The following is a 22,916-nucleotide window of genomic DNA, read 5'->3' on the forward strand; positions in this document are numbered from 1 at the left end:
GAAGTAACTGCCGTACCGTGCCTTTCGTTCTGCTGACGACCCTGGCACTGCTCATCCCTCGCGCCGCCTCGGCGGCCGACGACACGATAGACCCTGCGTTGCTCGACCTGAGCCCGCAACGACTTCACCAGGCGCCGGCCAGCCGTGCCGCCGCCGCCCCCCGGTTGCCGACCGGCGCCGACGGCCCGCGCCTGAGCCTGGACCAGGCCATCGGCCAGGCCATCGCCTGGCACCCGGACATCGCCCAGGCGGTGGCCGACCTCTACCAGCAAGGCGAAGGCATCAACGTCGCCGAGGCGGGTTACTACCCCCAGATCAGCGGCGGCATCCGCACCGGCATGGACACCGGTTACGGCGGCGACCGCAACACCCAGGCGCTGAACATCTCGCTCAAGCAGATGCTCTACGACTTCGGCAAGGTGGACAACACCGTCGAATCGGCCAAGGCCCGCGCCGCCCGCGCCCAGGCGCAGATCCTGCTGGCCATCGACCAGACCGGGCGCCAGACCGCCTATGCCTGGATCGAGGTGCAGCGCTACGCCCAGCTGATCGACATCGCCCGCCAGCAGATCGACGGCGTCGGCCGCATCGTCGAGCTGGCTCGCCAGCGCAGTGAACTGGGCGCCAGCGCCCGTTCCGACTTCATCCAGGCCCAGTCCCGGGCCGACGGCGCGGTGGCCATGCTGCAGGACTACAAGGCCCAGTACGCCCGCTGGCAGGCCGCCCTGGGGGCCCTGATCGGCCGCACCACGGCCGTGGAGGTGACCGACGACTTTCCGCCCGGGCCGACCGCGGCCTGCGAACGCCAGCCGCCGAACACCGACCTGCTGCCCGCCGTGCTGGTGGCCCAGGCGCAACGCAGCGAAGCCCAGGCGGACCTGGCCCGGGCACGGGCCGAGGCCTACCCGACGCTGTCGCTGGAGCCAAGCGTCAACCACTACCTGGACAGCAGCTACAACGACAACAACCCTGCCATCGACCGCACCCAGGCCGGGATCTACCTGAGCCTGGAGGTGCCGATCTACCAGGGCGGCGCGATCAGCGCCCGCAGCCGCGCAGCCGGCCATGCCCTGACCGCCGCCGATGCCGCCCAGGACACCGCCGTGCTGCAGGCCAGCCAGGGCCTGGCCGAAGCCCGGGTGCAGACCTCCAGCCTGGCGCGCCGCCAGGCCGCCTTGCGGCAGCGCCAGGAAGGCATTCGCCAGGCGCGGGTGCTGTATGGCCAGCAGTACCTGGACCTGGGCACCCGCCCGCTGCTCGACCTGCTCAACGCCGAGCAGGAGATCTACCAGTCCCGATTCGAACTGGCCGGCACCCAGGCCGATCTGCGTCGCCTGCAGATCGACTGCCTGTACAACAGCGGTGGCTTTCGCCGCGCCTTCGGCCTTGAAGACCGCCTGGTACAAGGCGTGAGGATTCTGCCATGAACGACGCTGTGATCATCGCCCCGCCACCGGCCGGGCAGGCCGCCGAGCCGCCCGACGTGCAACCTTGGATGCAGGCCATCCTGCTGGTGGCGCAGCACTACCGCCTGGACGTTTCCGAAGAAAGCGTGCGCATCGCCGGGCAGCGCACCGACCGTGCCCTGGAAGACGTGGTGCGGCAGATGGCGCGCCAGGCCGGCCTGACGGTCAAGTTCAGCGGACGCCAGCGCCAGCCCCTGGGCAAGTGGCGCACCCCGCTGGTGGTCGAGCTGGACGACGGTCAGGTCGGCGTGGTGCAGAGCATCAGCGGCGAGGAACTGGGCATCGCCCTGAGCGGCGACCAGGGGCTGCAGCAGCGCATGCCGCTGGCCGACCTCGACCAGCGCGTACGCCGCACGGTGATCCTGCGCCCGGCCCGGCCGCTGTCGGACGTGCGCACCGACGACTACGTGCAGCCGTTCGACGAGCACTGGTTCCGCCGCATCGTGCTGCGCGACCTGCGGCCCTATGGCAACGTGATGCTCGCCTCGCTGGTGGCCAACCTGCTGGGCATGGCCGGGGTGCTGTTCTCGATGCAGGTCTACGACCGGGTGGTGCCGGCCGAATCGCTGCCGACGCTGTACGTGCTGTTCGGCGGCGTGCTGCTGGCGGTGCTGTTCGACTTCACCTTGCGCATCATGCGCCTGCGCATCACCGACCTGCTGGGCAAGCGCGCCGACCTGCGCATCTCCGACCTGGTCTACGGCCATGCCTTGCGGCTGCGCAACTCGGTCAGGCCCAAGTCCACCGGCACGTTCATCTCGCAGCTGCGCGAACTCGAGCAGGTCCGTGACCTGATCACCTCGAGCACCGCCACGGCCCTGGCCGACCTGCCGTTCTTCTTCCTGTTCTTGTTCATCTTCTACCTGATCGGCGGGCCGCTGGTGGCCATCCCGGTGGTGGCGCTGGTGGTGATGCTGCTGCCAGGGCTGCTCTACCAGCGCAAGCTGGCGCGCCTGGCCAACGCCAACATGCGCGAATCGGCACTGCGCAACGCCATGCTGGTGGAAAGCGTGCAAGGCATGGACGACATCAAGGCGCTGCAGGCCGAACAGCGCTTCCAGGAACAGTGGAACCACTACAACGCCGCCACCGCCGACACGGCGCTGCAACTGCGCGGCCTGACCAACGGGCTGGTGACCTGGACCCAGACGGTGCAGAGCGCGGTGTTCGCCGTGGTGATCCTGTTCGGGGCGCCCATGGTGATCGCCGGCGACCTGACCACCGGCAGCCTGGTGGCCGCCTCGATGCTGGCCTCGCGCATGATGGCGCCGATGGCCCAGCTCAACCATGTCCTGACCCGCTGGCAGCAGGCCAAGGTGGCGCTCAAGGGCCTGAACAACCTGATGGAACAACCGGTCGACCACCCGGACGGCAGCAAGCGCGTGCACCTTGCAGCCATCCAGGGGGATTTCCACCTCAAGCAGGCCGCGTTCCGCTACGCCGCCGATGGCCCGGCGGTGCTGGAGATCGCCGACCTGCGCATCCGTCCTGGCGAGCACATCGCCGTGCTGGGGCGCAACGGCGCGGGCAAGTCGACCCTGCTGCAGGCCTTGGCCGGGGCCATGGACGTCGCCACCGGCGAGGTCACCCTCGACGGCATCGCCCTGGCTCATCTGGACCCAGCCGACCTGCGCCGGGACGTCGGCCTGCTGCACCAGCAGGCGCGGCTGTTCCACGGCACCCTGCGCGACAACCTGGTGCTTGGCGCCGGTCGGGCCAGCGACCAGGAGATGCTCGCGGCATTGTCGATCACCGGCGCGCTGGACTTCGTCCGACGCCTGCCCAAGGGCCTGGACCACCTGGTGCTCGAAGGCGGCCTGGGCCTGTCCGGCGGCCAGCGCCAGAGCCTGTTGCTGTCGCGTCTGCTGCTGCGCCAGCCCCACGTGCTGCTGCTCGACGAGCCGACCGCGTCGCTTGACGACGTCACCGAACGCCGCCTGCTCGACGAGCTCAAGCGCTGGTGCGACGGGCGCACGCTGGTGGTGGCCACGCACCGGCTCAGCGTGCTGCAAAAGGTCGACCGGATCATCGTGGTCGACAGCGGCCGGATCGTCATCGACGCACCCAGGGACGTCGCCCTGGCGCGCCTGAAAAACCCTGAAGGAGCCCAGGCATGAGCCAGAACGTCGCGCTTCACCCGCCGGCCGCGCCGGCGTCGTACCTGGACGGCAGCGACGACCGTGCGGTCTTGCGGGCCAACCGGGTGGTCTGGGTCTGCGCCCTGATGCTCGCTGCCTTTCTGGTCTGGGCCGCGCTGTTCAGCGTGGTCGAGGTGTCCAGCGGCACGGGCAAGGTGGTGCCCAGCTCGCGTGAGCAGGTGATCATGTCGCTCGAAGGCGGGATCATCACCGAGATGAACGTGCGCGAAGGCTCGCGGGTCGAGCGCGGCGACGTGCTCGCCCAGCTCGACCCGATCAAGACCCAGTCCAACGTCGGCGAAAGCGAGGCCAAGTACCGCGCCGCCCTGGCCAGCGTGAGCCGGCTGCAGGCCGAAGTCACCGGCAAGCCGCTGACCTTCCCCAAGGCCCTGGAGGCCTGGCCGGAGCTGACGCGTGACGAGGCCGAACTGTACAAGACCCGCCGCCGTGGCCTGCAGGAGACCCTCGCCGGGATCGAGCAGTCGCTCAAGCTGGTGCGCAGCGAGCTGGCCATCACCGAGAAGCTGGCCCAGGCCGGGGCCTCGAGCCGGGTCGAGGTGATCCGCCTGAATCGCCAGCGCTCGGAACTGGAGCTCAAGGCCAGCGAGGCCCGCTCGGAGTACATGGTCCAGGCGCGCCAGGACCTGGCCAAGGCCAGCGCCGAGGCCGATTCGCTGGCCGAGGTGGTGCGCGGCCGGGCCGATTCGCTGTCGCGGCTGACCTTTCGTTCGCCGGTGCGTGGCATCGTCAAGGGCATCGAGGTGACCACCATCGGCGGCGTGGTGCCGCCCAACGGGCAACTGATGCAGATCGTGCCGCAGGACGACAAGCTGCTGATCGAGGCGCGCATCAACCCGCGCGACATCGCCTTCATCCACCCGGACCAGACGGCCAAGGTCAAGATCACCGCCTACGACTACTCGATCTACGGCAGCCTGGACGGCAAGGTGGTGACCATCTCGCCCGACACGATCCAGGACGAGGTCAAGCCGGAGGTCTACTACTACCGGGTCTACATCCAGACCGAGTCCGACGTGCTGCGCAACAAGGCCGGCACGGCGTTCTCGATCGTGCCGGGCATGGTGGCCACGGTGGACATCCGCACCGGCGAGAAGACCGTGCTCGACTACCTGATCAAACCGCTCAACCGTGCGCGCGAAGCCTTGCGCGAACGCTGATCGGCCTCAGTGCGCCGCTGCCACCGGCAAGCCGGTCGGTGCCGGCGTGCTCTTGATCCCGGCCTGCAGGTTGGCGAAGCGCTGCCATTCGCGCTGGATCTGCGCATAGGGCAGGAAGATGCTGACCTGGTCACGGCCGGCCAGGTCGGGACGCTTGATCTTGCTCAGCGCGCCCTTGTCGAGGTTGGCGACGTTGATGCCGACCACCGAACCGTCGGCGGCGAACACCGGGCCACCGGACATGCCGACCACGGTCGGGCCATCATGGGTGGCGTACATCACGCCACCGTCCTTGGCGTCCAGGCGCACCAGCGCCGGCAGCGCCTGGCCATGCCCCTGCATCGGCAGGTAGAAGGCGTTGAAGCCCACTGCGGTGAGCGACTCGCCGGGTTGATAGCTGCGCCACAAGGGCAATGCCTGCTTGGCCTTGTGACGGAAGAACTGCACGTCCCCCCGCCCCTGAAACTCCGACCCGCCCACGAACGGCAAGTGCTTGACGGTGATGGCGTAGTCCTCGTTCCACTGCACGGCACTGCCCATCATCAGCAAAGGGACGGGGCCGCCGGAGTGGACGACGAAGGCTTGGTCTTGAAGGGAGGGGTCCTGATGTGAAGCGAGGGGCATTCCGTTGCACCCGCTGAGCAGCATGGTGGCTGCCAGGAGCGACTTGAGTGGGCGCATGAAATCACGAGGGTGGTGGTTGGATGGCGCGCAATACACCATGCCGGCACAGGTGAAAGCAATGTGCCATCACTACCGCTGGTCGAGTTTATATAAAAATTTACTTAATATTCGGATCCAAGTTCCAAATCGTTATATAGCCAAATGTTAGATAATATTTCTTGGATACATTTCAAGCACTTGGATCCAATAGCTCGACTCAAATTAATCTTTTTTATCGAGGCTATTACTCCATTTTCGCCCTGGCCTGACCCAATCGGTATCCTGTCATTGCCCACATTGCAGCCAGTCCCGCACCAATCCACAAGGCCAACTGCGGGTGCTCGCCCAGCAGATCGAGCGCTCGCTTGAGCCACCCGCTCACCGCATCGCCGCCGCGGTAGACCACGGTGTCGATGAAGCTCTTGGCCTTGTACTTGTCTTCGGCCGGTAGCACGGTGAACAACATTTCCCGGCCAGGCCGTACCAGCGCGTATTCACCCGCGCGGCGTGCCACCATCACCACTACGAACACGGCGAAGACCGGGGCCAGGGCCAGCCAGACGAAGCCCACGGCCATGGCCAGCGGCACCCCCAGCAGCAACGCCCCCACACCCAGGCGCTTGGCCAGGCGCCCGGTGAAGAACACCTGCGTCAGGATCGCCAGGGCCTGTACCCCGGCGTCGATCAGCCCGAACACCTGGGTCTGTCGAGCGCGGTCGGTGAAGGTTTCGCTGACGAGGCGCGCCTGCTCGACGTACAGGAAGGTGCTGACGCTGGCCAACAGCACCACGAACAGCGACAGGCCCAGCAGGTAGCGTGACCGCAGCACGGCCACCGCCCCAGCGAATGGATTGCCGCCCAGGGGCCGCGACGGCGGATGCCGGGCATCGTCGGGCAAGGGGTACCGGGCACGCCAGTGCCGCAGGTAGCGTGCAGCCGCGATACTGCCCGACAGCATCAGCGCCGCCAGCACCAGCAGCCCGGCATGCCCGAGCGGTGCCACCAGCGTCACGCCCAGCAACGGCCCGCTGAGGCCACCCAGGCTGGCCCCGGCCGCCAGCAGCCCGAACAGGCGCTTGCCCTGCTCGTTGGAGAACAGGTCGGCCAGCACGCTCCAGGCCAGCGAGATGCTCAGCAGGTTGAACACCGACAACCAGATGTAGAACGCTCGGGCGCTCCAGACACTCTCGGGGTCGTGTGCGAGCACCCCGGCGAAGAGCAGCAAGTTGATGACGAAGAAACCGTAGGCCCAAGGCAGGATGCGCTGGCGTGGCACCCGCGAGGCCAGCCAGCCGAACAGCGGCAGGCAGGCCAGGGTCACCACGAAGGTGCCGGTGAACAGCCAGTGCAGGTTGTCCACGCCCCCGGCCACACCCAGGGTTTCGCGCACCGGGCGCAGCATGAAGTAGCCGGTGAACAGCAGGTAGAACAGCGCCAGGCCCGCGGCTACGGCAGGCCCCTCACCGGCCTGCAGGTCCAGCCCCCTGGCCAGGCGACCTGCCCAAGTGCGGGCCATGTCAGGCGAACTGGGCGATGAGCGCGCGCTGTCGCTCGACGCTCAGGAGTGGCCCATGGCCTGCCTCGAGCTGGTCGCGCTGGCGGTCTGGGCGACCGGTGGCCGGGATCACGGCGGTCACGGCCGGGTGGCTGAGGGCGAACTTGAGAAACAGCTGCGCCCAGCTCGTCACGTCGACCTCGGCGGCCCAGGCCGGCAAGGGGCGATCCTTGACCTGGCTGAACAATCGACCGTCGTCGAAGGCGCGGTTGATCAACACGGCCACGCCCTTGTCCTGGGCCAGGGGCAGCAACGTGTCGGCGGCCTGCGGGGCGTTGACGGCGTAGTTGATCTGGATGAAGTCCAGTGGCTCCTTGCGCAGGATGTCGATCATCGGCGCATGGCCGCTGGCCAGGTAATGGGTGATGCCGACGTGGCGCGTCTTGCCCTGGGCCTTGAGTTCGCGGGCGTAGGCCAGCTGTGTGCGCCAGTCGCGCAGGTTGTGCACCTGCAGCAGGTCGACGCGGTCGGTGCGCAGGTCGCGCAGGCTCTGGGCCCATTGCCGCTCGGCAGCCTCGCGGCTGTCGGCGGCGATCTTGGTCGCCAGGAAGCATCTCGAGCGCCAGCCACCCGCCTCCAGCAACTGCCCGAGGATGGCGTCGGCGCCGTGGTAGTTGGGCGAGGTGTCGATGACCGAGCCGCCACCGTCGAAGAAGATCCGCAGGGCCTGGGCCAGGCGTTCGTAGGCGGTCGACCCGGCCTCGACCTCGAAGCTGCCAGAGGTGCCGGCGCCGATGACCGGCAAGGCTTCGCCCGTGCCTGGAAGGGTACGGGTGAGCAATGCCGTCGAGGGTGCGGCGCGCAGCCAAGGGCTCGCCGCGAGCAGCGCCAGCGCGGCACTGGTGCGTAGGACTTCGCGACGTCCGTACATGGGAAGTTTCCTGTCATCCAGTGGAAGTATTCAATTTAGTGGCTGAGGAAAAGACCGCTGGAAGAGAATGTTTCTGGATGTGAAAAGTGTGGGGCAAGGCTGTGAAAGCTGATCGAGGTTTGCGCCAAGGGTGAGCGCGCCGATGTCTGAGCTGCCGCTATCGCGGGCAAGCCCGCTCCCACAAGGGCCAATGCAGCCTGACCGTACATTCAGGATGCCTGCTACTGTGCTCTGTTATCTGTGCAAAATACCAAGTGTGATGTGGGCCCTGCGGGCCCACAAAGCTTTATAATTAATTGATTTTAAATCAACAATTTATTTTATTTTCTATGAAGGCGGGCTTGCCCGCGATAGGGCCGGGACACACCCTGCTGATCTCTCAGCCCACCCTCAACCTACCTTCACCGCCTCACAGACGAACCCCGGCGCGACGATCTGCTCCTGGGCCGCCACCAGGGGCAGGTCACGCGACCCCACGACCGTCGCCTGCACCAGCCCATACAGCGTCGAGGTCGTGCGCTCCAGCGCCTCGGCCAACGGCACGTCGTTCAGCAGGTGCGCCAGCACGGTGGCCGAGAACACATCGCCCATGCCATTGGGCAGAGGGTGCAGCGCCAGGCGCGGCGTGTTCACCAGCCAGGCGCCCTCGCCATTGATGGCCAGCGTGCCCAGGCGGTCGAGTGGCATGTCGTCGGTGGCCAGGCTGGTGATCACCACGATGTCCGGCCCTCGCCCACGCAACTGCTGCGCCACGCGTACCGCTTCGGCGACGCTGGCCAGCTTGCTGCCGGTCAGCAGCTCGAACTCGAACTGGTTGGGGGTGATGATGTTCGCGCAGGGCAAGGCCAGGTTGCGGAAGAAGTCCGGGATCGCCGCCTGCACGAAGATCCCACGGCCCACGTCGCCAATGACCGGGTCGCACAGGTAGCGCACCTGGAGGTTATCGCGACGAATCTCTTCCACGGTCTCCAGGATCACCTCGCCGATGGTCGCATCGCCGACATAACCCGACAGCACCCCGGCCACCTGCGCCAGCACCCCGCGCTCACGCAGCCCCTGCAGTACCTCGCGCACGTGCTCGGCGCCGAACACCTGGCCACGGTACTGCCCATAGCCGGTGTGATTGGAGAACTGCACGGTGTGAATCGGCAGGACTTCGAACCCCAGTCGCTGCAGCGGGAACACCGCGGCAGCGTTGCCAACGTGGCCGAAGGCGACGTGCGATTGGATCGAGAGAACGTAGGATGGGCTGCGACCGTTCATGGGAGTGCCTTCTGTCGAGTCGTGAAACCGCGCGGGCCGACGCAAGGGCGGCGCGGCGTGCAAGGTGCACACGTTACACCATTCTGACCTCACGACGGCCGTCTGCCAGGCAGGTGCGGCGCGACCGTCGCTGCCGTCGTGCCAGTCCTGGATGTGCGCCCTGCGTGCCGACATCCGCCTGGACGAAGGTCGAGGAATTCGGATTCGACATCAGTGCGCCACCGACGGCACCTAACCGCGTGGGCCGGGTCTGTGAAAGAACGTCCGCGCCACAGGGCCCGTGTTCGACTCGACACGCCCCAAGGGGTTGTCTACCCTCGCGCCTTTATCGTTTCAGCCTCTTGTCAGAAGGATCCCGATGTCCGCTTCTCTTCCTCCCCTGTCGACCCCATCGAAACCTGCCATCGCCAAGATGGAAGCGTCCATGGCCTTGGGTAGCTTCGCCATCGGTACTGGCGAATTCGCCATCATGGGCCTGATGCCCGACATCGCCGGCAACCTCAACCTGAGCGAGCCGCAGGTCGGTCATGCGATCAGTGCCTACGCCCTGGGCGTGGTGGTCGGCGCGCCGGCGTTGGCGATCCTGGGCGCCAAGCTGCTGCGCAAGCACATGCTGCTGTTGCTCATGCTGCTGTACACCCTGGGCAACCTGGCCACGGCGTTCGCGCCGTCGTTTTCCAGCCTGGTGGCGTTCCGCTTCGTCAGCGGCCTGCCCCATGGGGCCTACTTCGGTATCGCGGCCGTGGTCGCCTCGAGCATGGTCCCGAGCAACCAGCGCGCCGGCGCCGTGGCGAGGGTGATGCTGGGGTTGACCCTGGCCATGTTGCTGGGCAACCCGATCGCCACGTTCCTGGGGCAGTTCTTCGGCTGGCGCTCGGCCTTCGTGCTGGTCGGTGTCCTGGCCCTGTGCACCGTCGCGCTGGTGGCACGCTATGTGCCGCAACCCCATGACGAAGTGCGCAGCGACCCACGCCGTGAACTGCACGCCTTCACCAAACCGCAGGTGTGGATGGCGCTGGGCATCGCCTCGATCGGCTTTGCCGGCATGTTCTGCGTGTTCAGCTACCTGGCGCCGACCATGCTCGAGGTGACCCGGGTGTCGCCGCAGTGGATTCCGTTCGGGCTGGCCGCCTTCGGGCTCGGCGGCATCGTCGGCAACATCGCGGGCGGCAAGCTGTTCGACCGGCTGGGCTTCCGGGCCGTGGGGCTGGTGCTGGTCTGGTCGATGCTGGTGCTGGTGTTCTTCTCGTTCGCGGCGCAGTCGCTGTGGACCTTGCTGCCGTCCGTTGCGTTGGTGGGCACCATGATCGCCTTGGCCGCACCCCTGCAGATCCGCCTGATGGACATCGCCCATGAGGCGCCCAGCCTGGCGGCGGCGTCGAACCATGCGGCCTTCAACCTGGCCAACGCACTGGGCCCCTGGCTCGGCGGGCTGGCCATCACGGCGGGCTGGGGCTGGACCAGCACGGGTTACATCGGTGCGGCGGCGGCCCTGGGTGGGCTGGTGCTGTTCCTCATCGCGCGCCGGATGAAGGACGGGCATTGAGATCTTCCTGGCCTGGAGGACATCCCCTGTCGTTCAGGCCAGCCCTCAGGTGGGTTCGTAGACGACGCCGCCGAGCCGGTAGGTCGAATGCAAGGCGCCCTCCTTCACGGGCGCTTCGGGCTGGGTCGATTGCCCTTTCGGCCCTGGCAGGTACATGTGGCGCTGTGGCCACACCTCCTGCCGAGCCTTGACGTCACGGCGCCGCTCACCACGCACGGCCTTGTCGAAGCGCTTCAAGTCACTCAGTTTCATCTGCCCTTCCCCGGCCAGCACGAAGACCGGCAGGTTGGCCTTGGGCTGCGCGTCCCATTTCATGCCGGTGGGGCCGAACCACAGCGTGCACCGGGGATGGGGCGCGATCTGCTTGTGCTTGATCAGGACGTCGGCGTCATCGAGCCGGATGATCGCGGCCAGGTCCAGGTACTCGGGCGTCTGTTGCACGGGAATGTCTTCGGCGGCCGCGCGTAGCTTGGCCGCATGGGCCAGCTGTTCGCGAACCTTGGCCACCCGAATGCGCTCGGTGCTGGTGGTGTGCCCGGCCCAGGTGAACGAGAGGCGCCGGGGCGCGCCGTCGAACACGTGCAGGGTGCGCTGCAGCTGCTTGGTGCTGAACAGCGAGGAGCCCAAGGCCTTGCGCATCAGCTTCGGGCGCATTTCCGGCGCCAGGTTCTGGGCCACCCGCTCCGCTTCGATGGCATCCATCAGCGCGAGCTTGGCCGTGTTGACGGCCATGGCCAGCGGCAGCACCGACGCGCTGAGCTGAAAGTACCCCGGCAGGCGCATCACCGTGCCAGGTGCCTGGTCGATGTCCCGCTGGAACGTGCGCAGCGCAGTGATCGTCGCATCGATCGCCTGTTGCCCGGTCAGGGCTTCGACCTCGATGACGTCGGGTGTGCGCTGTTCCTGCAGGACAGGCAGCTGCCAGACCTTCCCGGCGACCACCAACGACGGCCAGGCCTCGTTGAACTGGGTGACTTCGGCGACCAGCCGTTGATAGGCGGCCTGAATGGCGTCGTACATGGCTGCGTCCTCATGGCGTATGGAGCGGGAGATGGCGAAGGTCGCCTTTTACACCCCTCTTCTTGTTGACTGCTTTTCACGTCACTGCGGTAGCTCATTGGGTGGTGCAATGTGATTCTTCAATGACGGGGTGGTATAAAAATGTAGGGTGTTGAAGGGCCTTTGTCAAAGGGCTGTAGGTTTTTTGACCTGCGAAAGAGCACATCCGTACTCCACAGTATAGAGAGGTTGATTTTGTGCTGTCACTTGGCGGAGGTACGCCTACCCCTTCAGGGGTGGCGTCGCTGGATCACTGCGGCATGATTTCGACGGGGTGGTATATAAATCGGTCCGCCATGGCTTGCGATGCCCATGAAAAAAGAGCACGGATGTGCTCTTTCGTCGAACCGGCAGCGGCAGCGCCGTGGCGCTGCCCTCCCCTGTCGTCATTGCCCAGGCTTGAGCACCACCTTGGTCCAGCCGTCGTCACGCGCGTCGAAATGGCGGTAGGCCTCCGGCCCCTGCTCCAGCCCCAGGCTGTGCGAGATGATCTGCGAGGGCTTGGCCCGTCCGTGGTGGATCAGCTCGGCGAGACGCCGGTTGTAGGCCTTCACGTTCGCCTGCCCCGTGCGGATCTGCTGGCCCTTGAACCAGAAGGCGCCGAAGTCGAAGGCCATCTTCCCTTCTTTGGCCAGATCGCTCTGCGCGCCAGGATCCTGCGGCACGAAGACGCCAACGACACCGATGCCGCCGGTGGCCCGCGTCGAGGCCACCAGATTGTTCATGGTCAGGTGGTTGGCTTCATGGCCATGGCGATCGCAGCATTGGTAGCCGACGCACTCGCACCCACGGTCGGTACCTTTGCCATGGGTCAGGTTGAGGATCTGCTCGACGGCCTTGTCCTCGGCCGAGTTGATCGGCGTGGCGCCCAGTTGCGCAGCCAGTTTCAGGCGGTCTGGCTGGTGATCGACCACGAACACCTGGGCGGCACCCTTGATCATTGCTGCGTGGGCGGCCATCAGGCCCACCGGGCCGGCGCCGTAGATGGCGATGCTCTCCCCCGGTTGCAGGCCTGCCAGTTCGGTGGCGTGCCAGCCGGTGGGGAAGATGTCCGACAGCATCACGTAGTCGTCTTCACGCTCCTGGGCGTCTTCCGGCAGCACCAGGCAGTTGAAGTCGCCATAGGGCACGCGCAGCAGTTCGGCCTGGCCGCCTGCGAAGGTGCCCATGTCGGCGAAGCCATAGGCCGCGCCTGCCGAACCGGGGTTCACGGTCAGGCAATAGCCGGTCAGGCCGCGCTCGCAGTTGTCGCAGAAGCCACAGCCGATGTTGAACGGCAGGCAGACGCGGTCGCCGACCTTGACCCGGTCGACCCCGACGCCGACCTCGATGACTTCACCCATGTTTTCATGCCCGAAGATGCGACCTTGCTCGAAGGAGGTGCGGCCTTCGTACATGTGCAGGTCCGAGCCACAGATATTGGTGGTGGTGACCCTGACCAGCACGTCGGTAGGTTTTTCGATCTTCGCGTCCGGTACGTTCTGGACGGAAACGTCACGAGGGCCGTTGTAGACGATCGCTTTCATTACAGACTCCTGGAAATATGGGTGGCGAGCAGCTCGCCGTCACTAGGTCAGGCGGACCCAGGCCAGGAGGGTTCAGCGCCCGGCCCGTGCAACTGACCGGTGGCGCTAATGACTGGAGGGACAGTGTCTGGGCGGCTTGGCAATCGGCTTGTGTTCGTCTCGCTGCCACGCGGCGGTTGCACCACGACGACCGCGGGCAGGCCTACCGAGGTGGGCCTGCCCGCGATGGGCTGCACGCCGGCCCGTTCAGGTTCAGTCGTGAGCGCTCGCTACTCGCCCTGCCTTGATAGCCGCCGCCTGCTCGCGTGTCGCCAGGCAGTAGTACAGCGGCACCGTCACCAGCAACCCGAACAGCCAGGACAGGTCGGCGCCTTCGATCAGGTTCGAATAGGGCCCCACGTACAGCGCCGTATTGGCGAATGGCAGCTGCACCAGGATCCCGCAGGCGTAGGCGATGATCGCATGGTGATTGAAGCGGCCGTAGATGCCGCCGTCGGCACTGAAGATCGAGGCGATGTCGTAGTGGCCTTTCTTGATCAGGTAGAAGTCGATCAGGTTGATCGACGCCCACGGCACCAGGACCAGCAACAGCGCCAGAATCAGCCCGATGAACTGGCCGATGAAGTCCGCCGACGCGTTCAGTGCCACGATCCCGCACCCGATCAGGATCAGCGAGGCCAGCACCACGCGCACCTTCACGCTGGGCGTCCAGTGGGCGAAGAAGGTCTGGATCGCGGTGACGATCGACAGCACCGCACCGTACAGGTTGAGGGCGTTGTGGCTGATGATGTTGAGCAGGAACAGCACCATCAGCACCGGCCCGAGCCAACCGGTGGCCTGCTTGACCGCCTCCATCGCATCGGTACCCTGCGGCACACACAGCACCGCCACCGCGCCGAAGCTGAAGCACAGGATCGTGCCCAGGGTCGCACCGAAATAAGTGGCCCAGAACGGCTTGGCGATGCCGATCTCCTTGGGCAGGTAGCGCGAGTAATCGGAGGTGTAGGGCGAGAAGCTGATCTGCCAGATGGTGCCCAGCGACACGGTGGCGACGAACCCTGACAGGTTGAAGGCGCCGCGGCTGAAGAAGTCGGCTGGCAGCTCCTGGCTGAACATCATGATGAAGCCGGCCAGCAAGGCCGAGCCCATCACCCAGGTGCCGATGCGATTCAGGCCATGGATGAAGCGGTAGCCGATCACGCCGATGGCCGTGGCGCTCAGGGCACCAATGACGATGGCGGTCGGCATGGGCACGCCGGGGGCGATGCCATGGATCGACTTGCCCGCCAGGACGATGTTGGAGATGAAGAAGCCGACGTAGATCAAGGCGGTGAAGAAGACGATCAGCAAGGCGCCATAGCGGCCGAACTGCCCACGGCTCTGCACCATCTGCGGAATGCCCAGCTGCGGTCCCTGCGCAGAGGCCAGGGCGATGACCACGCCCCCGATGAGGTGCCCGAGTGCGATGGCGATCAACCCCCAGAGCAGGTTCAGGTTGAACACCTGGACCACCATGGCGCCGGTCACGATGGGCAGGGGCGCGATGTTGGTGCTGAACCAGAGGGTGAACAGGTCGCGCGCCTTCCCGTGGCGCTCGGCAGGTGGAACGTAATCGACCGTGTGATTCTCGACAAGCTGGTGCTGCGAAGACGGCTGGGACATAGGATTTTAGCTCGAAAGGTCGTTTTTATCGTTGTACGGAAACCGCTCTGGGCGGCCTCTCAGCTGAGGACCATATTATGGTATTCCAAACTTTTGACAACACTGATCCGCCGTAAATCGCGCGTTCTGATCTGTTCAGGATCACCTTCGCCGCTTTCGCTGAATCCATTCAGGCCTTGAATTACGTGGCCTCCAGCCGCTCATCCTGTTTTTTTACGCCCTGCAAAAAGCGCTTGCAAATCGAGTATTACGGTATACCATCAGACACATCAACTATAAAAAACGGCCCCCAATCGAGGATCACGCCATGATTGACGCAACCGTCTACAAGAACGTCCTGGGCTCGTTCCCCTCCGGCGTCACGGTCATCACTACCCTGGACGACGACGGCTCGATCGTCGGCCTGACCGCCAGCGCGTTCTCCTCCCTGTCGATGGACCCGCCCCTGGTGCTGTTCTGCCCGAACTACACCTCCGACTCCTACCCGGTGCTGATCCGCAACAAGCGTTTCGCCATCCACCTGCTCTCCGGTGACCAGCAGGCCGAAGCCTATGCTTTCGCCCGCAAGGGCAAGGACAAGGCCGCCGGCATCGAGTGGACCTTGAGCGAGCGCGGCAACCCGCTGCTGGCCAACGCCACCGCCATCATCGAATGCGAACTGTGGCGCGAATACGAAGGGGGCGATCACGCCATCATGGTCGGCAAGGTCGACAACCTGATCGTGCCGGCCGATGCACCGAACCCCATGATCTATTGCCGCGGCAAGATGGCCAGCCTGCCAGCCTTCAGCTGAGCCAGAGGTCGCTCGCGGGCCCGCGCCCGCCCTGCCCGCCCCAGCCTGCCCGGCAGGCCACTCCGACAATTCTCAGAGGAAAGCCCCATGAAGTTTTCGTTGTTCGTGCACATGGAACGTTGGGATGACCAGGTCAGCCATCGCCAGCTGTTCGAAGACCTGACCGAACTGACCCTGATGGCCGAAGACGGCGGTTTCAGTACTGTCTGGATCGGCGAACACCACGCCATGGAATACACCATCTCGCCCAGCCCGATGCCCTTGCTGGCCTACCTGGCGGCGCGCACCGAAACGATTCGCCTGGGTGCCGGCACCATCATCGCGCCGTTCTGGAACCCGATCCGCGTGGCGGGTGAATGCGCCCTGCTGGACGTGATCAGCAACGGGCGCATGGAGGTCGGGCTGGCCCGGGGCGCCTACCAGTTCGAGTTCGACCGCATGGCCAACGGCATGCCGGCGACCGAGGGCGGCAAGGCCCTGCGCGAGATGGTCCCGGCGGTGCGTGAACTGTGGAAAGGCGACTACGCCCACGAGGGCGAGGTGTACAACTTCCCCACCTCGACCAGCGTCCCCAAGCCGGTGCAGAACGGCATGCCGCCCATGTGGATCGCCGCCCGCGACCCCGACTCGCACAACTTCGCGGTCAAGCATGGTTGCAACGTGATGGTCACGCCGCTGATGAAGGGCGACGAGGAAGTGCTGGACCTGAAGAACAAGTTCCAGGCCGCGCTCGACAACAACCCGGACGTCCCCCGCCCTCAGCTGATGGTGCTGCGCCACACCCACGTGCACAGCCCGGCAGACCCCGAGGGCTGGAAGGTGGGCGCCGAGGCGATCTCGCGCTTCTACCGCACCTTCGACGCCTGGTTCGGCAACAAGACCACGCCGGTCAATGGCTTCCTGGCACCGAGCCCGGAATCCAAGTTCGCCGAAGTGCCCGCCTTTGCGCTGGAGAACATCCGCAAGAACACCATGATCGGCACGCCGGAAGAGATCATCGCGCGGATCAGGTACTACCAGGAACTGGGCGTCGACGAGTTCAGCTTCTGGTGCGACAACAGTCTGCCCCATGCCGAGAAGAAGAAGTCGCTGGAGCTGTTCATCAAGGAAGTGGTGCCGGCGTTTCGTTGAGTGCGCCAGGGCAGCTCTAACTACCCGGTAGCCCCTGGGCCGCGACCCGCCCCACCGCGGCCTAGCCCTTACGGGACCACGATCCAGCCCGACGTCTTTTCCGCATCCCCTGTTGCAGTTATCGTCTTATGGTATACCATAAGACAACAAGCCCCGAGCAATCGCCATGGAGCCGCTCATGAGTTTCGAAATCCGCAAGATCGTCACCTACTCCGAAGAAACCCGCATCGAAGGCGGCAAGGCCACCGACACCCCAGTGACCATGGTCGGCCTGGCCGTCGTGATCAAGAACCCATGGGCCGGCCGTGGCTTCGTCGAAGACCTCAAGCCTGAGATCCGTGAGCACTGCTCCGACCTCGGCGCGCTGATGGTCGAGCGCCTGATCGCGGCCATCGGTGGCGCGGACAAGATCCAAGCCTACGGCAAGGCCGCCGTGGTCGGTGCCGACGGTGAGATCGAGCACGCCTCTGCGGTGATCCACACCCTGCGTTTCGGCAACCACTACCGCGAAGCGGTGCAGGCCAAGAGCTACCTGAGCTTCACCAACAAGCGTGGCGGCCCAGGCACGTCGATCCAGATCCCGATGATGCAGAAGGACGACGAAGGCCAGCGCTCGCACTACATCACCCTGGAAATGCAGATCGAAGACGCGCCGCGTGCCGACGAGATCGTCGTGGTCCTGGGTGCGTCCGACGGTGGCCGCCTGCACCCGCGCATCGGCAACCGCTACATCGATCTCGAAGAGATCGCCGCCGAGAAAGCCAACGCTCAATAACAATGATCAGAGGAAACGGGCGCGCCGTCGGCCGCCCTGCCCTCAAGGAGCGCCGTCCATGATTCAGCCTGCTGCTGAACGTACACCGGCCGGGACCAGTTACCTGAGCCTCGGCCAGGGTCAACCCGTGGTGCTGATCCACGGTGTGGGCCTGAACAAGGAAATGTGGGGCGGGCAGTTCGTCGGCCTGGCCAACGACTACCGCGTCATCGCCTACGACATGCTGGGCCACGGCATGAGCCCACGCCCGGCGGTCGACACCGATCTGGCAGGCTATGCCGCGCAGTTGGTCGAACTGCTCGACCACCTGCAGATCCAGCAGGCGACGGTGATCGGCTTCTCCATGGGCGGCCTGGTGGCCCGGGCCTTCGCCCTGCACTACCCGCAGCGCCTGAGCGCGCTGGTCGTGCTCAACAGCGTCTTCAACCGCACGCCCGAGCAGAGCGCCGGGGTCATCGCGCGGGCCGCACAAGCGGCCGAGCTGGGCCCGGACGCCAACGTCGACGCCGCCTTGGAGCGCTGGTTCAGCCCTGAATACAAGGCCGCCAACCCGGCCCAGGTCGCAGCCATCCGCCAGGTGCTGGGCGACAACGACCCCCAGGGTTACCACACCACCTATTCGCTGTTCGCCACCCAGGACATGTACCGCGCCGATGACCTGGATGCGATCCAGGCGCCGACGCTGATCGCCACCGGCGAGCTGGACACCGGCTCCACCCCGGCCATGACGCGCCAGCTGGCGGCCCGCATCCCCGGCGCCCGGAGCGTGATCCTCGCCGAACAACGCCACATGATGCCGGTGGAAGCGCCGCGTGAAGTCAACCGCATGCTGCTGGACTTCCTCGGCCACGCTCGCACGCTTACCGAATCTGCCAAGGGGATAGTCGCATGACCCTCGTTCGTTTCCAGATGTGCATCGACGGCCAATGGCGCGATGCGCAGAGCGGCAAGACCTTCGACAGCCTCGACCCGGCCACCGCCCAGGCCTGGGCCCAGCTGCCCGACGCCGACGAGGCCGATGTCGAGCAGGCCGTGCAGGCCGCCCAGCGCGCCTTCGAGGCCCCGGCCTGGCGCGGCCTGACCGCCACGGCGCGGGGCAAGCTGCTGCGCCGCCTGGGCGACCTGATCGCCGAGAACAATGAGCACCTGGCCCAGCTGGAAAGCCGCGACAACGGCAAGCTGATCCGCGAGACCCGTGGCCAGGTCGGTTACCTGCCAGAGTTCTTCCACTACACCGCGGGCCTGGCCGACAAGCTCGAAGGGGGCACGCTGCCGCTGGACAAGCCGGACCTGTTCGCCTACACCGTGCACGAGCCGATCGGCGTGGTGGCCGGGATCATCCCGTGGAACAGCCCGCTGTACCTGACCTCGATCAAGCTGGCACCGGCCCTGGCCGCCGGCAACACCATCGTGCTCAAGCCCTCCGAGCATGCCTCGGCGACCATTCTCGAGCTGGCCCGCCTGGCCCTGGAAGCCGGCTTCCCGCCGGGCGTGGTCAACGTGGTCACCGGCTTCGGCCCGAGCACCGGCGCTGCCCTCACCCGCCACCCCCTGGTACGCAAGATCGCCTTCACCGGCGGCGCGGCCACGGCGCGTCATGTGGTGCGCAGCAGCGCCGAGAACTTTGCCAAGCTGTCGCTGGAGCTGGGCGGCAAGTCGCCGAACATCATCTTCGCCGATGCCGACCTGGACAGCGCCATCAACGGCGCCGTGGCCGGGATCTATGCCGCCTCCGGGCAGAGCTGCGTGGCCGGCTCGCGCCTGCTGGTGCAGGACGAGATCTTCGACGAGTTCGTCGAGCGCCTGATCGCCCGCGCCCAGCGCATCCGCATCGGCAACCCCCAGCACGACGACAGCGAGATGGGCCCGATGGCCACCGCGCAACAGCTGGCCGTGGTCGAGCAGCTGGTCGCCGCCGCCCAGGCCGAAGGCGCCACGCTGCGCATGGGCGGCAAGCGTGCCGAGGTCGAGGGTGACGGCTGGTTCTACGAGCCGACGCTGTTCGAATGCGACAGCAACGCCATGACCATCATGCAGGAAGAGGTCTTCGGCCCGGTGGCGGCGGTGATCCGCTTCAAGACCGAAGAAGAGGCGCTGGCGATTGCCAACGACTCGCAGTTCGGCCTGGCCGCCGGCATCTGGACCCGCGACCTGGGCCGTGCGCACCGGCTGGCGCGCGATGTCCGCTCGGGTATCATCTGGGTCAACACCTACCGCGCGGTCTCGGCCATGGCGCCGATCGGCGGTTTCAAGAACAGCGGCTATGGCCGCGAGAGCGGCATCGATTCGGTGCTCGCCTATACCGAGCTGAAGACCGTGTGGATCAACCTGTCCACCGCGCCGATGCCCGACCCCTTCGTGATGCGTTGAGAGGTGCACTGAGATGATCGAACCCGGCATCTACAAAGACGTGATGGGCTCGTTCCCATCCGGCGTGACGGTGGTCACCACCCTGGATGCCGACGGCGGCATCGTCGGCATCACCGCCAGTGCGTTCAGCGCATTGTCGATCGATCCGGCGCTGGTGCTGTTCTGCCCCAACTACAGCTCGGACACCTACCCGGTCCTGCGCGACAGCAAGTCCTTTGCCATCCACCTGCTGTCGGCCGAGCAGACCCGGGAAGCCTATGCCTTCGCCGGCAAGGGCAAGGACAAGGCCAAGGGCATCGACTGGCAGCTGAGCGAACGGGGCAACCCCATCCTGCCCAACGCCACGGCGGTGATCGAATGCGAGCTGTGGCGCGAATACGACGGTGGCGACCACGCCATCATCGTCGGGGCGGTCAAGCACCTGATCCTGCCGGACGAGCCGGTGCCACCGATGCTCTACCACAAAGGCAAGCTCGGCGCCCTGCCGCCGCTTGGCTGAAACGTGTTTGGGGTCGTGCCGCACTCACCCTCGGTTGCGGCCCCGTTTTCTTTCCAGGAGCCTGCAGCATGAGCCGCGAGAAGTACGAGAAAGGCCTGGCGATCCGCACCCAGGTGCTGGGCGAGGACTACGTCAACCGTTCGATCCAGAACGCCGATGCGTTCACCCAACCCTTGCAGGAACTGGTCACCGAGTACTGCTGGGGCCACGTCTGGGGCCGTGATGGTTTGTCGCTCCAGGAGCGCAGCATGATAAACTTGGCCATGATTTCCGCGCTCAACCGGCCCCATGAGCTCAAGCTGCATATCCGCGGCGCCTTGCGCAATGGGCTGAGCCGTGAACAGATTCGCGAAATTCTGCTCCAGGTCGGCATCTATTGCGGCGTGCCTGCGGCGGTGGACAGCTTCCGCCTGGCCCGCGAAGCGTTCGCCGAGGCCGACGCGGAGTCAACCCGTTAACAACGGGCCAGTCGAACCTTGCAGGACGCACCCAGGTTCGGGGTGCCCGGCATCCGGGGTTCGATGGCCTCTCTCAGAGCGCACTCGATGAAACGCCAGCCCCTCGACGACAGCTTCAAGGTCAACCGCAACCCCGTTACCCTGCGTGAAATCGTGCTCGACAAGCTGCGCGCCGCGATCATGAACTTTCATCTGCTGCCCGGCGACCGCCTGGTCGAGCGCGACCTCTGCGAGCGGCTGGGCGTCAGCCGTACCTCGGTGCGCGAGGCCTTGCGCCACCTGGAGTCCGAGGGGTTGGTGGAGTTCGCCGACGCCAAGGGGCCGCGGGTCGCCATCATCACCCTGGAGGACGCCCGCGACATCTACGAGCTGCGCTGCGTGCTCGAAGGCCTGATCGTCCAGCTGTTCACCCTCAACGCCAAGGCCAAGCACATCCGCGCCCTGGAACGGGCGCTCGAGGAAAACCGCGAAGCCCTGGAGCAAGGCGAACTGCAGCAGGTGCTCGAGTCGGTCCAAGGGTTCTACGACGTGCTGCTCGAAGGCTCGGGCAACCATGTCGCCGCGACCCAGTTGCGCCAGTTGCAGGCACGCATCAGCTACCTGCGCGCCACCTCGGTGTCGCAGGTCAACCGCCGAGGCGCCAGCAACCTGGAGATGGAAAAGATGGTCGAGGCGATCAAGAGCGGCGATCCGCTGGTCGCTCACCAGGCCTCGGTCGACCATGTGCGCGCTGCCGCCAAGGTGGCCTTGGAGTACCTGCGCCAGAAGCAGGATGACACGGCCAAGGTGCGCGATCTGGTCGCCCCGGTGGCACTCAAGGACCCTCGCATAGGCCGCTGACCATGCCCAACGCCCCGCGCTACTGCCCCCATTGCACCCTGGAACTGGCTCGGGGCGTTCCGCCCGGCGATACCCATGAACGCCTGCACTGCACCGGCTGCGGGTACATTCATTACGTGAACCCGAAGATCATCGCCGGTTGCATCATCGAACGCGATGGCAAGTACCTGCTCTGCCGCCGCGCCATCCCGCCGCGCCCTGGCACCTGGACGCTGCCTGCCGGCTTCATGGAGGCGGGCGAAACCACCGAAGAGGCCGCCCTACGCGAAGTGTGGGAAGAGACCGGCGTGCGCGCCGACATCTTCGCGCCCTATTCGGTGTTCAGCGTGCCCCGCATCAGCGAGGTCTACATCATCTTCCGCGCCACCGTCATCGAGGAAACCGGACAGTTCGGTGCCGAGACGCTGGAATACCGGTTCTTCGAACCGGCGGACATCCCCTGGGACGACATCTACTACCCGGCCATCCGGCAGATCCTGGAGCGGTACATCCTCGAGCGCCAGGCAGGGGTGTACGGCATCTACATGGGCAACGACGATTCGGGCAAGGTGCACTTCATTCGCTGAAGCGCGAGCGTGCTCGCCTTGTCGACAGACGACCGTCGATCAGGCCGCCTGGAAGATCTTTGAATTAACAACCCTGTCACTTGACCACTGAGGCACCCTTTGCCACCCTCAATGAACCGAGCCTTCCCACACCGCGCTCGGTACCTGTCGCGCAAATGTATTGAACACTTGAAGCCGGGAGGCTTCGAACAGGGACTTTCGCCTGCCCTCCTGGGTCATTCGCCGTGTGACCCCGAACTCTGTCGATGGAGTGAGTCCCATGAAGTCACCTTGCCGTGCCCCCAGCGCTTGCCTCGAACTGGACTATGTCCGCGATACGCTCTTCGGCCCCCTGTCGCAGCGGGTCGAATGCGAAGTACAGCTTGCCCCGCTGCAATTGGGCGGCCGACAGGGCCTGCAGCTGCACATCGCGCCGCCCCTGCCCAAGAAACTCGACCGATCCCACAGCCTTGCGTTCGTCTGGGAAGGCAAGGCCTACCATGGGGTGGTGCGCCATCATGGCAAGTGCGGGGATGGCGGCATCAAGCTGCTGCTGGAACTCCAGTGATCCTGCGCAG

21 protein-coding genes are annotated in these 22,916 nt (G+C 65.8%); 14 read left to right on the top strand and 7 right to left on the bottom strand.

All coding sequences use genetic code 11. The features are described 5' to 3' along the window. Positions 1 to 17: 17 nt before the first annotated feature. From G7Z99_RS11170 to G7Z99_RS11180, 3 genes are read left to right on the top strand one after another with little or no spacing between them, the layout of a single operon-like run. On the top strand, positions 18 to 1,427 hold the full coding sequence (locus G7Z99_RS11170; protein ID WP_181093767.1) for a TolC family outer membrane protein: 1,410 nt from the start codon (positions 18 to 20) through the stop codon (positions 1,425 to 1,427). Next, a complete protein-coding gene (locus G7Z99_RS11175; RefSeq protein ID WP_181093769.1) occupies positions 1,424 to 3,583 on the top strand; it encodes a type I secretion system permease/ATPase in 2,160 nt (719 codons plus the stop codon). The genes G7Z99_RS11170 and G7Z99_RS11175 overlap by 4 nt, the downstream gene beginning before the upstream one ends. Continuing rightward, a complete protein-coding gene (locus tag G7Z99_RS11180; RefSeq protein WP_181093771.1) occupies positions 3,580 to 4,782 on the top strand; it encodes an HlyD family efflux transporter periplasmic adaptor subunit in 1,203 nt (400 codons plus the stop codon). Before G7Z99_RS11175 ends, G7Z99_RS11180 begins: the two co-directional genes overlap by 4 nt. 6 nt (positions 4,783 to 4,788) lie before the next feature. Here G7Z99_RS11180 and G7Z99_RS11185 read toward each other — a convergent pair whose 3' ends face one another. The 4 genes from G7Z99_RS11185 to pdxY all read right to left on the bottom strand — a co-directional run bounded on the left by G7Z99_RS11185 (position 4,789) and on the right by pdxY (position 9,134). Further along, complete coding sequence (locus G7Z99_RS11185; protein WP_258197014.1) at positions 4,789 to 5,406, bottom strand: serine protease; 618 nt, start codon at positions 5,404 to 5,406, stop codon at positions 4,789 to 4,791. A 283-nt stretch (positions 5,407 to 5,689) separates the two neighbouring features. Next, positions 5,690 to 6,961, bottom strand: coding sequence for an NTP/NDP exchange transporter (locus G7Z99_RS11190; protein WP_181093775.1), 1,272 nt, complete (start codon positions 6,959 to 6,961; stop codon positions 5,690 to 5,692). Between the two features lies 1 nt (position 6,962). Next, a complete protein-coding gene (locus G7Z99_RS11195) occupies positions 6,963 to 7,871 on the bottom strand; it encodes an aldo/keto reductase (RefSeq protein ID WP_181093777.1) in 909 nt (302 codons plus the stop codon). Positions 7,872 to 8,261: 390 nt separating this feature from the next. Then, a complete protein-coding gene (gene pdxY / locus G7Z99_RS11200; RefSeq protein WP_181093779.1) occupies positions 8,262 to 9,134 on the bottom strand; it encodes a pyridoxal kinase PdxY in 873 nt (290 codons plus the stop codon). Between the two features lie 412 nt (positions 9,135 to 9,546). Here pdxY and G7Z99_RS11205 point away from each other — a divergent pair, with 412 nt between their 5' ends. Then, entirely contained in the window at positions 9,547 to 10,680 is a 1,134-nt protein-coding gene (locus tag G7Z99_RS11205) for an MFS transporter (RefSeq protein WP_181093856.1), read from the top strand. 45 nt (positions 10,681 to 10,725) lie between these two features. Here the strand turns inward: G7Z99_RS11205 and G7Z99_RS11210 are convergent, their stop codons facing one another. The 3 genes from G7Z99_RS11210 to G7Z99_RS11220 form a co-directional block, all read right to left on the bottom strand. Then, a complete protein-coding gene (locus tag G7Z99_RS11210) occupies positions 10,726 to 11,700 on the bottom strand; it encodes a DNA replication terminus site-binding protein (RefSeq protein ID WP_181093781.1) in 975 nt (324 codons plus the stop codon). A 425-nt stretch (positions 11,701 to 12,125) separates the two neighbouring features. Further along, on the bottom strand, positions 12,126 to 13,265 hold the full coding sequence (locus G7Z99_RS11215) for a glutathione-independent formaldehyde dehydrogenase (RefSeq protein ID WP_181093783.1): 1,140 nt from the start codon (positions 13,263 to 13,265) through the stop codon (positions 12,126 to 12,128). 252 nt (positions 13,266 to 13,517) lie between these two features. After that, entirely contained in the window at positions 13,518 to 14,927 is a 1,410-nt protein-coding gene (locus tag G7Z99_RS11220; protein WP_181093785.1) for a purine-cytosine permease family protein, read from the bottom strand. 307 nt (positions 14,928 to 15,234) lie between these two features. Between G7Z99_RS11220 and G7Z99_RS11225 the strand changes: the two genes are divergently transcribed. From G7Z99_RS11225 to G7Z99_RS11270, 10 genes are all read left to right on the top strand, one after another. After that, a complete protein-coding gene (locus tag G7Z99_RS11225; RefSeq protein WP_181093787.1) occupies positions 15,235 to 15,720 on the top strand; it encodes a flavin reductase family protein in 486 nt (161 codons plus the stop codon). Positions 15,721 to 15,807: 87 nt separating this feature from the next. Further along, the gene (locus G7Z99_RS11230) at positions 15,808 to 16,851 is read left to right on the top strand and encodes an LLM class flavin-dependent oxidoreductase (protein ID WP_181093789.1); all 1,044 of its coding nucleotides are present in this window, start codon (positions 15,808 to 15,810) and stop codon (positions 16,849 to 16,851) included. 178 nt (positions 16,852 to 17,029) lie between these two features. Beyond that, positions 17,030 to 17,626 (top strand): amino acid synthesis family protein, encoded by a 597-nt coding sequence (locus G7Z99_RS11235; RefSeq protein ID WP_181093791.1) that lies wholly within the window; start codon positions 17,030 to 17,032, stop codon positions 17,624 to 17,626. A 58-nt stretch (positions 17,627 to 17,684) separates the two neighbouring features. Further along, positions 17,685 to 18,518 (top strand): alpha/beta fold hydrolase, encoded by an 834-nt coding sequence (locus G7Z99_RS11240; protein WP_181093793.1) that lies wholly within the window; start codon positions 17,685 to 17,687, stop codon positions 18,516 to 18,518. Then, entirely contained in the window at positions 18,515 to 19,996 is a 1,482-nt protein-coding gene (locus G7Z99_RS11245; RefSeq protein WP_181093794.1) for an aldehyde dehydrogenase, read from the top strand. Before G7Z99_RS11240 ends, G7Z99_RS11245 begins: the two co-directional genes overlap by 4 nt. 13 nt (positions 19,997 to 20,009) lie before the next feature. Continuing rightward, a complete protein-coding gene (locus G7Z99_RS11250) occupies positions 20,010 to 20,495 on the top strand; it encodes a flavin reductase family protein (protein WP_181093796.1) in 486 nt (161 codons plus the stop codon). A 68-nt stretch (positions 20,496 to 20,563) separates the two neighbouring features. Then, positions 20,564 to 20,953: a carboxymuconolactone decarboxylase family protein gene (locus G7Z99_RS11255; RefSeq protein WP_181093798.1), complete on the top strand. Its 390-nt coding sequence runs from the start codon at positions 20,564 to 20,566 to the stop codon at positions 20,951 to 20,953. A gap of 87 nt (positions 20,954 to 21,040) precedes the next feature. Then, positions 21,041 to 21,793, top strand: coding sequence for a GntR family transcriptional regulator (locus G7Z99_RS11260; RefSeq protein WP_181093800.1), 753 nt, complete (start codon positions 21,041 to 21,043; stop codon positions 21,791 to 21,793). Positions 21,794 to 21,795: 2 nt separating this feature from the next. Beyond that, positions 21,796 to 22,359: an NUDIX hydrolase gene (locus G7Z99_RS11265; protein WP_181093802.1), complete on the top strand. Its 564-nt coding sequence runs from the start codon at positions 21,796 to 21,798 to the stop codon at positions 22,357 to 22,359. Positions 22,360 to 22,618: 259 nt separating this feature from the next. After that, complete coding sequence (locus tag G7Z99_RS11270; RefSeq protein ID WP_181093804.1) at positions 22,619 to 22,906, top strand: hypothetical protein; 288 nt, start codon at positions 22,619 to 22,621, stop codon at positions 22,904 to 22,906. Positions 22,907 to 22,916 lie beyond the last annotated feature (10 nt).

It is taken from the genome of Pseudomonas entomophila (genome assembly GCF_013523165.1).
Lineage (GTDB): Bacteria > Pseudomonadota > Gammaproteobacteria > Pseudomonadales > Pseudomonadaceae > Aquipseudomonas > Aquipseudomonas entomophila_A.

What these genes read in the sequence shown, in the direction of transcription:
- G7Z99_RS11175 (WP_181093769.1), top strand. Translation starts at nt 1,424, where the DNA reads ATGAACGACGCTGTGATCATCGCCCCGCCACCGGCCGGGCAGGCCGCC.
- G7Z99_RS11180 (WP_181093771.1), top strand. Translation starts at nt 3,580, where the DNA reads ATGAGCCAGAACGTCGCGCTTCACCCGCCGGCCGCGCCGGCGTCGTAC.
- G7Z99_RS11185 (WP_258197014.1), bottom strand. Translation starts at nt 5,406, where the DNA reads ATGCCCCTCGCTTCACATCAGGACCCCTCCCTTCAAGACCAAGCCTTC.
- G7Z99_RS11190 (WP_181093775.1), bottom strand. Translation starts at nt 6,961, where the DNA reads ATGGCCCGCACTTGGGCAGGTCGCCTGGCCAGGGGGCTGGACCTGCAG.
- G7Z99_RS11195 (WP_181093777.1), bottom strand. Translation starts at nt 7,871, where the DNA reads ATGTACGGACGTCGCGAAGTCCTACGCACCAGTGCCGCGCTGGCGCTG.
- pdxY (WP_181093779.1), bottom strand. Translation starts at nt 9,134, where the DNA reads ATGAACGGTCGCAGCCCATCCTACGTTCTCTCGATCCAATCGCACGTC.
- G7Z99_RS11205 (WP_181093856.1), top strand. Translation starts at nt 9,547, where the DNA reads ATGGAAGCGTCCATGGCCTTGGGTAGCTTCGCCATCGGTACTGGCGAA.
- G7Z99_RS11210 (WP_181093781.1), bottom strand. Translation starts at nt 11,700, where the DNA reads ATGTACGACGCCATTCAGGCCGCCTATCAACGGCTGGTCGCCGAAGTC.
- G7Z99_RS11215 (WP_181093783.1), bottom strand. Translation starts at nt 13,265, where the DNA reads ATGAAAGCGATCGTCTACAACGGCCCTCGTGACGTTTCCGTCCAGAAC.
- G7Z99_RS11220 (WP_181093785.1), bottom strand. Translation starts at nt 14,927, where the DNA reads ATGTCCCAGCCGTCTTCGCAGCACCAGCTTGTCGAGAATCACACGGTC.
- G7Z99_RS11225 (WP_181093787.1), top strand. Translation starts at nt 15,235, where the DNA reads ATGATTGACGCAACCGTCTACAAGAACGTCCTGGGCTCGTTCCCCTCC.
- G7Z99_RS11230 (WP_181093789.1), top strand. Translation starts at nt 15,808, where the DNA reads ATGAAGTTTTCGTTGTTCGTGCACATGGAACGTTGGGATGACCAGGTC.
- G7Z99_RS11235 (WP_181093791.1), top strand. Translation starts at nt 17,030, where the DNA reads ATGAGTTTCGAAATCCGCAAGATCGTCACCTACTCCGAAGAAACCCGC.
- G7Z99_RS11240 (WP_181093793.1), top strand. Translation starts at nt 17,685, where the DNA reads ATGATTCAGCCTGCTGCTGAACGTACACCGGCCGGGACCAGTTACCTG.
- G7Z99_RS11245 (WP_181093794.1), top strand. Translation starts at nt 18,515, where the DNA reads ATGACCCTCGTTCGTTTCCAGATGTGCATCGACGGCCAATGGCGCGAT.
- G7Z99_RS11250 (WP_181093796.1), top strand. Translation starts at nt 20,010, where the DNA reads ATGATCGAACCCGGCATCTACAAAGACGTGATGGGCTCGTTCCCATCC.
- G7Z99_RS11255 (WP_181093798.1), top strand. Translation starts at nt 20,564, where the DNA reads ATGAGCCGCGAGAAGTACGAGAAAGGCCTGGCGATCCGCACCCAGGTG.
- G7Z99_RS11260 (WP_181093800.1), top strand. Translation starts at nt 21,041, where the DNA reads ATGAAACGCCAGCCCCTCGACGACAGCTTCAAGGTCAACCGCAACCCC.
- G7Z99_RS11265 (WP_181093802.1), top strand. Translation starts at nt 21,796, where the DNA reads ATGCCCAACGCCCCGCGCTACTGCCCCCATTGCACCCTGGAACTGGCT.
- G7Z99_RS11270 (WP_181093804.1), top strand. Translation starts at nt 22,619, where the DNA reads ATGAAGTCACCTTGCCGTGCCCCCAGCGCTTGCCTCGAACTGGACTAT.